This window comes from Methylophilus flavus, assembly GCF_042678905.1.
GTDB lineage: Bacteria > Pseudomonadota > Gammaproteobacteria > Burkholderiales > Methylophilaceae > Methylophilus > Methylophilus flavus.
Window position 1 is genome coordinate 933557 of record NZ_JBHTLN010000001.1, and the last position, 11221, is coordinate 944777.

General features: G+C 51.1%; 13 protein-coding genes. 2 read left to right on the forward strand and 11 right to left on the reverse strand.

Annotation, left to right across the window (positions count from 1 at the left end):
* Window positions 1-85: 85 nt before the first annotated feature.
* The 5 genes from ACFQ2T_RS04380 to ACFQ2T_RS04400 all read right to left on the reverse strand — a co-directional run bounded on the left by ACFQ2T_RS04380 (window position 86) and on the right by ACFQ2T_RS04400 (window position 4603).
* Window positions 86-1528 (reverse strand): SPFH domain-containing protein, encoded by a 1443-nt coding sequence (locus ACFQ2T_RS04380; RefSeq protein WP_379031022.1) that lies wholly within the window; start codon window positions 1526-1528, stop codon window positions 86-88.
* A gap of 108 nt (window positions 1529-1636) precedes the next feature.
* Window positions 1637-2335: a queuosine precursor transporter gene (locus ACFQ2T_RS04385; RefSeq protein ID WP_379031025.1), complete on the reverse strand. Its 699-nt coding sequence runs from the start codon at window positions 2333-2335 to the stop codon at window positions 1637-1639.
* Between the two features lie 29 nt (window positions 2336-2364).
* Window positions 2365-3162 carry an ABC transporter permease gene (locus tag ACFQ2T_RS04390; RefSeq protein ID WP_379031027.1) on the reverse strand — a complete coding sequence of 266 codons (798 nt, stop codon included), beginning with the start codon at window positions 3160-3162 and terminating at the stop codon, window positions 2365-2367.
* Window positions 3159-4070, reverse strand: a complete 912-nt coding sequence (gene nikB, locus ACFQ2T_RS04395; RefSeq protein ID WP_379031029.1) for a nickel ABC transporter permease — start codon at window positions 4068-4070, stop codon at window positions 3159-3161. The genes ACFQ2T_RS04390 and nikB overlap by 4 nt, the downstream gene beginning before the upstream one ends.
* Window positions 4067-4603 carry a L,D-transpeptidase family protein gene (locus tag ACFQ2T_RS04400; protein ID WP_379031032.1) on the reverse strand — a complete coding sequence of 179 codons (537 nt, stop codon included), beginning with the start codon at window positions 4601-4603 and terminating at the stop codon, window positions 4067-4069. The genes nikB and ACFQ2T_RS04400 overlap by 4 nt, the downstream gene beginning before the upstream one ends.
* 140 nt (window positions 4604-4743) lie before the next feature.
* On the opposite strand from ACFQ2T_RS04400, the gene ACFQ2T_RS04405 reads away from it, so the two are divergent.
* Window positions 4744-5433, forward strand: coding sequence for a VIT1/CCC1 transporter family protein (locus ACFQ2T_RS04405; protein WP_379031034.1), 690 nt, complete (start codon window positions 4744-4746; stop codon window positions 5431-5433).
* A 7-nt stretch (window positions 5434-5440) separates the two neighbouring features.
* On the opposite strand, the gene ACFQ2T_RS04410 is transcribed toward ACFQ2T_RS04405, so the two are convergent.
* Both ACFQ2T_RS04410 and rlmD read right to left on the reverse strand, forming a co-directional pair.
* Window positions 5441-6931 (reverse strand): ABC transporter substrate-binding protein, encoded by a 1491-nt coding sequence (locus ACFQ2T_RS04410; protein WP_379031037.1) that lies wholly within the window; start codon window positions 6929-6931, stop codon window positions 5441-5443.
* Window positions 6897-8255, reverse strand: coding sequence for a 23S rRNA (uracil(1939)-C(5))-methyltransferase RlmD (gene rlmD, locus ACFQ2T_RS04415; RefSeq protein WP_379031040.1), 1359 nt, complete (start codon window positions 8253-8255; stop codon window positions 6897-6899). The genes ACFQ2T_RS04410 and rlmD overlap by 35 nt, the downstream gene beginning before the upstream one ends.
* A gap of 66 nt (window positions 8256-8321) precedes the next feature.
* Here rlmD and ACFQ2T_RS04420 point away from each other — a divergent pair, with 66 nt between their 5' ends.
* Entirely contained in the window at window positions 8322-8834 is a 513-nt protein-coding gene (locus ACFQ2T_RS04420) for a hypothetical protein (protein WP_379031043.1), read from the forward strand.
* Between the two features lie 9 nt (window positions 8835-8843).
* Here the strand turns inward: ACFQ2T_RS04420 and ACFQ2T_RS04425 are convergent, their stop codons facing one another.
* The 4 genes from ACFQ2T_RS04425 to ACFQ2T_RS04440 form a co-directional block, all read right to left on the reverse strand.
* Complete coding sequence (locus tag ACFQ2T_RS04425; protein ID WP_379031046.1) at window positions 8844-9626, reverse strand: 3'-5' exonuclease; 783 nt, start codon at window positions 9624-9626, stop codon at window positions 8844-8846.
* A 185-nt stretch (window positions 9627-9811) separates the two neighbouring features.
* On the reverse strand, window positions 9812-10291 hold the full coding sequence (locus ACFQ2T_RS04430) for a hypothetical protein (protein ID WP_379031049.1): 480 nt from the start codon (window positions 10289-10291) through the stop codon (window positions 9812-9814).
* 189 nt (window positions 10292-10480) lie between these two features.
* Window positions 10481-10852, reverse strand: coding sequence for a YdbL family protein (locus ACFQ2T_RS04435; protein WP_379033892.1), 372 nt, complete (start codon window positions 10850-10852; stop codon window positions 10481-10483).
* 110 nt (window positions 10853-10962) lie between these two features.
* On the reverse strand, window positions 10963-11208 hold the full coding sequence (locus ACFQ2T_RS04440; protein WP_379031051.1) for a hypothetical protein: 246 nt from the start codon (window positions 11206-11208) through the stop codon (window positions 10963-10965).
* Window positions 11209-11221: the final 13 nt, after the last annotated feature.

Here is an 11221-nt window from a genome sequence, read left to right on the forward strand (position 1 = left end):
ATAATGCATGCTTTATACATGGCATTCGCCAAAGTGCCTAGTGACTGCTTAAATTCTGGCTGGCTGTTACCGACCAGAAAAATACTTACTGGTCTTTAACAGGCGATTTCTCTTCTGCACCTGTGACCTTGTTCAACATGCTTTTGCCCAGGTCAGTTTGACCCAATGCTTCCAGCATGGCGCCCACTTGCGTACCACCGTTGGCACTAAACAGGTCCGTCACTTTGCTGATGCCATTGCTGATGGTACCTCCCGCATTGGCGATAATTTTCACGTCGGCTTTTTCCAACGCCTTGGCCTGCTCTTTACCAACCTCGCCCATCACTTTGACTTGTTCCAGCGAAATCAGGTATCTCTGATAGCTTTCATTTTCGCCAATCTTCTCAGCCAGGGTAATTTCTGCCTGTACTGAAGCCAGTTGCATGGCCTTCGCTGCTTCAGCACGCGCGTGTCCTTCTGCTTCAATCCCTTTGGACTCAAGAAACTTGGCTTCTTTTTGACCTTCCGCAATGGCAACAGTTGAAAACTTCTCGCCTTCAGCCTGGATTAAAGCGGATTGCTTTTCCGCCTCGGTATTAATCAAAATCGTTTCTTTGTTCGCTTCGGCATTAATAATGGCGGTTTCTTTTTGCTGGTTGGCTGCCACAATTTGCACTTCTTTACTGATCTCGGCCTGTTTCACTTGTGCCACTTGCTCAATCGCCATGGTTTTTTCTTTGGTGATGCGCTCCTGCTCTTTAATACTTTGTACAGACTGCTCTTGCGCTATACCAACTTCGCGCTCTTTCTCGGCTGTGCGTAATCCTACCTGTTGCAGACTCACCTGCTTTTGTAATTCGACATCACGGCTGGCATCAATCTCTGCCATCTCGGCCTTACGTTTATTCGCGGCAACCTCAACCCTGGATTGCATTTCAATCTCGGATTTCTTCTTCTCCATGATATTTCGAATGACATTGGAGCCTTGTGAATCGCGTATATCCATTAACTCCACAGATTTGACGGTCACCACACCCCAGGATCTCAAGTTCTCATCCACCTGCTTGGTGAACTCTTCACCAAACTTGGCCCGGTCCTGCATGATGGTTTCGATGTCATTCATTGCCAGAATAGAACGGATACATCCCTGCAAGATGGCATTCATCTGATTACGCATTTCCTCAAATGAAGAGACTCGTTTAGCGGCAGTATCGCTGTCGTCAATCCTGAAAAACGCTTTTACATCAATCACAAATGGCAAACGACCCTGGTCATAAGCCTCGTAATCAATCAGTTCTTCTGTAAACACAGACACAGGATAACGCGATACAGCTACACCCAGCACCGGGATCCACATAGGAAATTGATAGTAGGTATTACCATATTGCAGCCCGGTACCGTAAGAGCGGCTTTGCTTGGCTGCCTGGACGATATGCACTTCATTGGTGGAAACCACTCTACGTAAAAATATCACCCATAGAAACAACCACACCACGATGAGTGCTGCCACGCCTGACAAAATCAGCGCTATTGGAAAATTTGAATCCATTGTTGTTTGCTCCCTGTTTTTATTGATTAGATTTACAAGTACTTATTCAATGATCTGTCACTGAACCACGGCATGCAAACCAAGCGCGATCAGTGCCAAAGCATTATTCTAAGGTTTTATTGCAAAAGGATTAAAGTCAGTATTCGTATCGTAGTAGTCTTCATTCTCTACACGTTTGAGAAACGCCACCACTTTATAAACCACCGGCGTAAACACCACCTCGACCAGGATTTTCGAAATGATTTGCGCACCAATCACCAATGGGATTTTATCGTTGGGGATAATGCCCGTATTCCAGAAAGCCAGCGGTACAAACATGACTGTGTCTATTGCCTCTCCAAACACAGTACTTGTAATGGTGCGCTGCCATAAATGCCTGCCCGCACTCCATATTTTCATTTTAGCCATGACAAAACTATTCACAAACTCACCGACGGCAAATCCAATTAAGCCTGCCAAAGAGATGCGCCAGGTGCTGCCAAAGGCTACTTCATATTCGTGCTGGTTTTCCCAGAATGGTGCCGGTGGCAAGGCAACGATCATCCAGGCCATCAGGCTTGCGAATGCCAGACCGGCGAAACCCGCCCAGATCACCCGGCGGCTGGCCGCGTAACCATACACTTCGGTGAGGATATCGCCAAAAATGAAACTGATAGGGAAGAAGAGTACACCAGCGCCAAAGGTTAATGTGCCTAATAAAGGTGCATCAATCTGGGTGACTTTAGCCGGACCGATCAGGTTGGAACACACCAGCACAGTGACAAACGCCGCCATGATCAGGTCGTAATAACGATACTGTTTTCTCATGGCCTACTCTTTCTCATGGGCTAAACTTCTCATGCTTTAGCCTCGCTACGCACATCCAGCTTGTCCCGCAACACATCGCCACCCAGGTTGATCGCCAAGATCAGGCTCATCATGCACAGGCCAACAGTCAGCACATAATGCGGTGCCACCAGCATAAACCTGACGGCATCACGCAACATAGCGCCCCATGAAGCGTTTGGTGCCTGGATACCCAGCCCAAGAAACGACAGGGAAGCCTCGGCAATCATGACGCTGGCCATGCTGTAAGCGGCTTCTACCAACAGAATAGATACTAACAGCGGAAATATATGCAACAGCATGACGCGCAACGAGCTGGCCCCTAGCGACTCGGCCGCCAGCACATGCAGACGCTGACGTAATGCCAGCGTCTGCCCGCGTGACAGGCGTGCATAAGTCACCCAACCCGTGAGGCATAAGGCCAGGATCAAATTACTAATGCCCGCGCCCAATACGGCAGCAAACGCAATCGCCAGCAAAATACCGGGGAACGCCAGGAAAATATTGGTCAGTTGCATTAATGCATAGTCGAGCCTGCCGCCTTTGTACCCTGCAATCAGACCGATGCTGATCCCTGTCGTCATCGTGACTGCCGTCACCACAACAGTCACCAGGAAAGAGACTTCTACACCCCGAATAACACGCGCCAGAATGTCCCGCCCCAAATCATCAGTACCCAGCCAGTGTTGCGGGCTTGGCCATTGCAAAATCGCTTCAAGATCGGTGTGGTTGGGATTTGTGCCTGCGAGGTGAGCAATAATCACTGCAAACAACCAGAAGGCCAGTGTAGACAATGAAAAAATTTTCATCGTGCCCCCCGGGTGCGTGGGTCCAGCCAGCGGTAAGCAAGATCAGTCAACTGGTTAATCAGCACATAGCTGAACGCGATCACCAGCACACAGGCTTGCGTCACCGGGTAATCGCGCTTTTCGATACTATCCACTAACAGTCTGCCTATGCCGTTCCAGCTGAAAATGGTTTCGGTAATGACTGCGCCCGCTAGCAGGCTACCCATTTGCAGGCCAACGATGGTGACCAGAGGCAACAGTGCTGCGCGTAGCGCGTGCCGTAACAACACCTGCCGCTCACTCAGGCCTTTGGCGCGCGCGGTACGGATGTAGTCTTCATTCAAGACTTCCAGCAGGCTGGTACGCGTCATGCGCGTAAGAATGGCGCTCAACCCTAGACCGAGTGTGACTGCGGGTAAAATGATGGCAACGGGACTACCCATACCACTGACCGGCAACCAGCCCAGCCAGACGGCAAACACCAGCATCAGCACTGGCCCCAGCCAGAAAGCTGGCATAGCAGCGAGCCGTATGCTCACCATGGTCACCATCACATCCTGCCAATGCCCTGCCTTGAGTGCCGACCAGATGCCTAACGGGATACCTATTAGTAACCCTATACTGAGTGCGGTCACTGCGAGTATCAATGTCGCCGGGTAAGCGGTTGCCAGCAGCTGTGTAATCGGCGTTTGCGTATGGATTGAAACCCCGAAATCGCCCTGAAGTATATTCGCTACATACTGCCCTAATTGAACATACAGTGGCTGATCCAGACCCAACTGAGCCTTCAGCAGCTGGCGGTCTGCCGCGCTGGCAGATTCCCCCAACATTACATCGACCGGGTCGCCCGGCACCATATGTAACAACGCAAAGGTCAGGCAAAGTACCCCTGCAATGACCGGTAGCAATGTGCTGAGACGCTTAATCATCCGCCACTTGAGTTAGGAATGGTTTGATTTTCCAAGCCCTGGCCTTCCGAGCCATGGTCAACAATATTCACCGTAGTACCTACCGGCACCTGGTCAAATAAAGCAATCAGATCGGCATTGCGCATACGCACACAGCCGTGGGACCCAGGCGCGCCAAACTCGGTTTGGTCGGGTGAGCCGTGAATATAAATATACCGCTGCATGGTATCGACGTTGCCCAGGCGGTTCTTACCCGGCTCCGTGCCACTCAACCATAGAATGCGGGTTAATATCCAGTCACGCTCAGGAAATTGAGTTTTCAGTGCTGGCGCAAAAACTTCCCCGGTCGGCCTACGTCCGACAAACACTGTATTCTCCGGCGCATCTGCACCAATTTTGGCGCGGATAATATGTGACCCTAAGGGTGTACAACCACTATCTTTCACACATCCAACCCCGTTAGCCGCAGTTGAAACCGCATAAAGGCTGACCTGCGCGCCGTTGTCGTCTAACAGTGTCAGTGATTGTTCAGGAATGGATATTTCAATATGCATAGGCATTATTCTAAGCGATTTGTAAGGGATTAGACTCAGAATCACGCGTGAAGTAAAGATTTCATACCGGGCTTGCGCACAGACACTTACCCCGTGTTTCCATTACAATCACAGCCATTCTATTTTAGCGAGTGTTCAGAATGCCGCATCATGAAATGCATTTTTTGCAGCGCAGTGGCTGGCTCCGGGCTTCTGTATTAGGCGCAAACGACGGCATTATTTCTACCGCCAGCTTGCTGATGGGCATTGCTGCAGCAGGTGCGGACAATAGCGCCCTGTTGCTAACTGGCGTTGCCGGACTGGTAGCAGGTGCGCTTTCCATGGCCACCGGGGAGTATGTCTCTGTCAGTTCGCAAATGGATATTGAACAAGCTGACCTGGCACGCGAAGCCAGGGAGTTGCAGGAAAATCCGGACAGCGAACTGCGTGAACTCACTGGCATTTATATACAGCGCGGACTCTCTGCAGAATTGGCGCAGCAGGTAGCTCAGGCATTGTCGCATCACGATTCGCTGGCAGCACATGCGCGTGATGAACTGGGCTTGCATGAGTTGAACCAGGCCAATCCTTTGCATGCGGCGCTGGCGTCGGCACTTGCTTTTGCAAGTGGTGCCGCACTGCCCTTACTCACAGCCTGGCTGGCACCTCATGAACAGGTACAAACCTGGCTGATTTTCAGTACCTTGCCGTTTTTAGGCATATTGGGCGCTGTTGCTGCTCATGCAGGTGGCGCCAGCGTGTGGAAAGGCGTCAGCCGCATTGTCGTTTGGGGTGCGCTTGCCATGGCCGCGACCGCATTCATCGGCCATTTGTTTGGGGTGAATGCTTAAGAAAGATTTAGTGTTGGGTTGGCTGAAAAACAATGCTGGTCAGGCCATCCCAATTACCATCCGGCATCGGCTGGTAAGATTTGACACTGCGTTGGTAGGCCGCAAATTGCCCTTCATACCACAAAGGGATATACGGTAATTGTTCATGGATTCGGCGGGTGGCAGCAGGCCAATCCTCATTCTTTAGTAACATATCCAACGCAGCATCGCGGTAGCCACCACGGTTAAATCCGGCAGGTGGCCTATTGTCTGAGCCAAACACCTTGCTGTAGATTTCCGGCGTTTTGATGCCGACCCAGGTGAGCCCGGACATCTGGAAATTACCTTTTTGCACATCGGCAAAAAAGGTGCCCCAGTCCAGGCTTTTAATCTGTAAATCGATACCCGCCGCCTGCATTTGCGCCTGCAGAATGGTGGCTAGCCTGACACGTTGCGGGTCGGTGCTGGTTTTATATATCAGCGTTAATGGCAGTTTTACACCAGCCGATTGTAATAATTGCCGGGCCAATGCTGGCTGGTAACCATAAGCCTGTAAGGTCTTGTTGCCCGCATAATGTTCAGGCGGCAGTATGGCATTCGCCTGGCGGCTGTGGCTGACCATCACTTTATCGATAATCGCCTGTGTATCAATGGCATGCGCAATGGCGCGCCTGACCCGGACGTCACGCAGGAACTCGGCCTGCACATTTAATCCCAGATAAGAGTAGTTGGCACCAACCACGGCTTGTACCGAAATGTTGGATTGCTTTTGCAGGTACTTCACCAATTCTGGCGGCAAATCACCTTGAATCAAGTCAACCTCGCCGCGTTTGAGTTTAAGCACACGCACATTCGGGTCTTTCACTTCACTGAAGCGGACTTTGAGGCCGTCATTCAACCTGGTTAACTGTAATTCACTGTCCCACCGATCCAGTTTAAACGCGCCACTGCCCAATGCCGCATGCCCAAAATCATGTCCGGCGGCGATCTTATCTGCCGGCAAAATGCCGATGATCAAACGCGCTGCAAAATGCGGGTCCGGGCGGCTCAGTTCAAAATCGATGGTCTGTGCATCCGGGGTACTGATGCGCTGTATATGCTTGAACTCAGCCGTATGCGGAGAGTTCTTGAGCTGTAGCAGGCTTTCGTAGGTCGCTTTCACATCGGCAGCCGTGAGTGGCTTGCCATCGTGAAAACTGGCGGCTGGTTGTTGCAGGTGAAAGCGGTAATGCTGGGGATCCTGCATTTGCCACGAGGCCAGCCCCGGTACTTCACGCGAGGCGGCATCAAACTCGACCAGGCGCTGGTACAACAGGTGATTGATGCGTTCGGAAGCGGCATCGGTAGCGAATCTGGGGTCAAGGTTCACCGGCGCTTGAGCGACCGCAAATACCAATGCGCGTGGTTCCCTGTCTGGCTGGCAGCCGGAAATGGTTAACGCAAGCCCCAACACCCCCCAAACAGCAACGCTTTTCAACAACACTTCAGGTTCTTTCAAACAGTGCAATTGATTCCACATGCGCGGTATGCGGGAACATATTCATCACGCCTGCCGCCTTCAATTGATAGCCTTTGGACTGCGTCAGGATCGCCACATCGCGTGCGAGCGTAGATGGGTTGCACGAGACATACACAATACGCTTAGGTGCGCCCTGGCCATCATCAGGCAGTGACTTGATCAGTTCCATCGCGCCATCGCGTGGCGGATCGATCAGCCATTTATCAAAATAGCCCAGGCCTTGTAACAGTTCCGGCGTCATATCAAACAGGTCGGATTCTGCGAATTCTACATTGGGGATATGATTCAGGCTGGCGTTCTCAATCGCACGCTTGACCAGCGCCTGCGCGCCTTCCACGCCATAGACTTGCGCGCCGCTGCGGGCAATCGGCAAGGTGAAGTTACCCAAGCCACAGAAAAAGTCGGCAATGCGCTCGCCCGCCTGCGGTTGCAGTAATTGCATGGCACGGCGGATCATCACCCGGTTGATACCCGGGTTTACCTGTGTGAACTCTATCGGGCTGAACGGGTATTCCAGATTGTATTCAGGCAGGCTGTAATGCAAGCGATCGCTGTGGCCGAACAAAGGTTTAGCAGTATCCGGGCCTTTGGTTTGCGTCCAGAATTGCACCCCGTGCGCTGCTTCAAACGCTTGCAGCAAAGGCAGGTCACGCTCTTCCAGTGCCTCAAGGATACGCAGCAGTAACACCGTCGCATCTTCACCGACAGCCAGTTCAATCTGTGGCAATGATTGCTTCACACTCAATTGGCCGATCAATTCCTTTAACGGCACGATCAGGTCAGAAATGGCTTTCGGCAGCACCTGGCAGCTATCCATAAACGTGACGTAGCTGGTGCCTTTTTCATTAAACCCGACCAGCACGCCGCCTTTTTTCTCCACATACTTGACGCGAAGGCGGGCCTTATGGCGGTATTGCCAGGGGGTACCCTGGATCGGTGGCAGCATTTTTTCAGGCTTGATGCGGCCTATGTGCCACAAATCAGCTTCCAGCAAGCGTTGCTTGGCGGCCACCTGTGCGGAAAACTCCAGATGCTGCATGGCGCAACCGCCACAGGTGCCGAAATAAATACAGCCAGGCGTGACACGCTGGCTCGAGGGTTTCAATACTTCCAGCGTCGCCGCGACTTCATAAGTCGCTTTTGAATAGTGCGAGGCAAACCGCACCTTCTCAAATGGCAATGCCCCTTCAATAAAAACCACTTTGCCGTCGACATGGGCGACACCACGGCCTTCCTGGTCCAGGGATTCGATAACGGCGATACGGGGAGGTTGTTTCGCCATTGACGCTGGCGACAGGCGGGTTCTTTGACGGTTGCTTCTCATAGCTGTTATTTTACCTGAATTGGGCTTACAATCCCTCAACAAGCACTGCAAAATAAGGGAGACCATATGTTAAAACAATGGAGTCTAAGTATTGCACTGGTGGTGGCATTGTTCACTTCGTCAGCCTGCCGGGCAGATGAGATTGCCATACAGCAGGATGCAAATGGTGTGAGTTACGTGACTGGCGGCATAGGCTCGGAAGAAGTCGAAGCGCTGGAGTCATTCAAAAAACAGTTCAATCTGTATTTCCTGTTTTCTGAAGGTAAAATCGGCCGCCTGGTCGATGACGTCAATATCAGCATCCTCGACGCAAAAAAACAGACAGTGTTCAGCCTGGAACACGCCGCTCCCAGATTATTACTCAGCTTGCCAACTGGCAGATATACGGTGATTGCCAGTTACCAGGGCAACTCCCAGCGTTACACGCTGAATGCTAACGCTAAAAAACACCAGCGCGTGATACTCAATTGGAAGAACACGACGCTTGATGAGGATTCACGGGAAGAAAACAGGCAAGATGATGTCACCCCTGATGAAATCAAGAACGATACCAGGGCAGCAGTGGACTCAGCTAGCTAACCGGGTCCTTCAGCTAACCGGGTCCCACGCTGCTACAAATTGTTGCCAGTGCGTGGCATCGTAGCCAGTCAAGGTCTCACGTACCAAACTGATTTCCTCCTGATATGCCGCGTCAGTTAAATGGCCGCGCATCTTCAAAAAGCGTAGATAAACCAGGTGCGTGTTGGCAACATCGGTTTCACAGTAGTCACGGATGGCTTTGATTTCGCCATCCAGATACGCCTGCCATACTTTACTGCCATCCATACCCAGCTTGCCGGGGAAGCCACATAACTGGGCCATCTGATCCAGCGGCGCATTGGCGCGGCCGCTGTACATCGCCAGTACATCCATCAGATCCACATGCCGCATGTGGTAGCGGCTGATATAGTTATTCCACTTGAAGTCTTTGTCATCTTCACCCAGATCCCAGTATCTAGGTGCTGTGATGCCATGCACCATGGCGCGGTAATGCAATACTGGCAAATCAAAGCCGGCACCATTCCAGCTCACCAGGTTGGGTGTGTATTTCTCAATACCGTCGAAAAAGCGCTGGATGATTTCTGCTTCGCTTGAATCTTCATCTCCTAAGGTCCACACCTTGAACTGGTTGCCTTCACGCATGGCGCAAGAAATTGCACATACCCGTTGCAAATGGTGCGGTAAAAAATCCGTTCCATTTTGCTGGCGACGTTGATGAAAAGCGATGTTGGCTACATCGCTGTCATTCAAGTCGGAGGGCAGATTATGTAATTGACGGATACCGTCAATATCGGGAATGGTTTCTATATCAAACACCAGGCTGTGCAGCATGAGAAAAACAATCCGGCCGGATTGCCCCATAAAATAATATGGTCGTTACCATATCACAGGCAATAGGCACCTCACCAGCCGAATATGCCTATCGTTAAACGCTCAGTGGTTTGAAGAGATAATCATCAATCCCTTTATTAGCGGGAAACGGGTGGAAATCTAACAAACCAGTGAATCTATAAACGTCAGGCAATTTCCAGTTGCAGAATGTCTTTGTCGTTGCTTTCTTCCAGCCACTCACTAGGCGCTTTATGCAAACGGACAGGTGTCTTCATCTCATCCCCTTCAAAGGTCAGGATGGCATAGCTGATATCTTCTGGCGCTTCGATGGGAGTGAACTTGCCAAAGCCAAAGTCTGCATTACGCATCACTTGCCAGGCACCGATTGGTTCGGTGTATTCGGGTTTGGAAAAGTAATGAGCGATCTGCCTGTCAGTCGCTGGCTTAAGTGCGCAATCGTTTTCTCGCGACAACACTGACCAGCGGTAATCCAGGCCATCTGCAATCGGCTGTAACTGCAAGATATACCAGTGCAGGTTTTCACGCACCAGTTGTATCAGGGAACGGACCCGCCCGGTTTGCTGATTCAGGATGTAGTAAATGCCCGAATCTTCCTGCCGGATAGTTTGGCCCAGACGAGGTAGAACGAAAAGATTATTTGCCACAACAAACTCCTTCCATCGCAATATGCATTTTATTTGTATGCAATGACCGTGCCTGAAATTGAAACCCGGTCTTTTTACCGCTTTGTTTTTCGATTTGTCTGGATGATAAATAATTTACATGACAGGCCTTAATTTCACGGTCAGCTTAAACAGCATTTGATAAAGCTTTGCTATACAAGACCTTAGCCATTATTTTTTCACCCACTGCCCGTCACGTTGTACCAACCAGCCTGTTTGGGCGCGGTCTATCCAGCGCTGGGCAAAAGTCCGCTGTATCTCGCCTTCCCACTCAGGGTGACCATTTGCGGCAGCAATACCCTGATATAACCTGCCGCGGTCTGCATTTTCATCCTTTACCAGCGCGGCCAGTGCACTACGCTGGGACAATGGCACCAAACCTGCATCTTTTACCGCGACAAAGCCGTCTGCAGTCAAGCCCACAGCCCCTGACTGGTAGTGCGCCGATAACAGCTGATGGCGGTTTTGCATACTGGCCTTCACCGCAGCAACTGCGGGCGTATTCACATCAAGGTCGGCAGCTGCATGACTCTGCATTGTCATGAGTACCAGCAAACCTGCACTGGATAACACTTTCTTAAAGATGTGATTGCCCCAAAGCTTAAATAGTTGCAATTGCAGCAGCCGCTGCTGGATTGTTTTGATAAAGATACTCATGGTGCAGACTCCTGGTTAACGGCTGGAACTGCAGCAGGTGTAGCTGCTGCAGGTGCTGTGTTCGGAACAGATGCCGGACTCTGCCCGGCAGGGGTCTGCCAGATTTCGTCTATCACTTTATCCGCCGCTTTTTCAGCCGCCGCCGCCGGGAAATAGATATTAATGGTGACACATGCCGTCAGTTCGATGGCGGCAGCAATCAACAGCCCTGTGCGTAGCCATCGCATATACTGTTTATCCATCGCAAAATTCAAT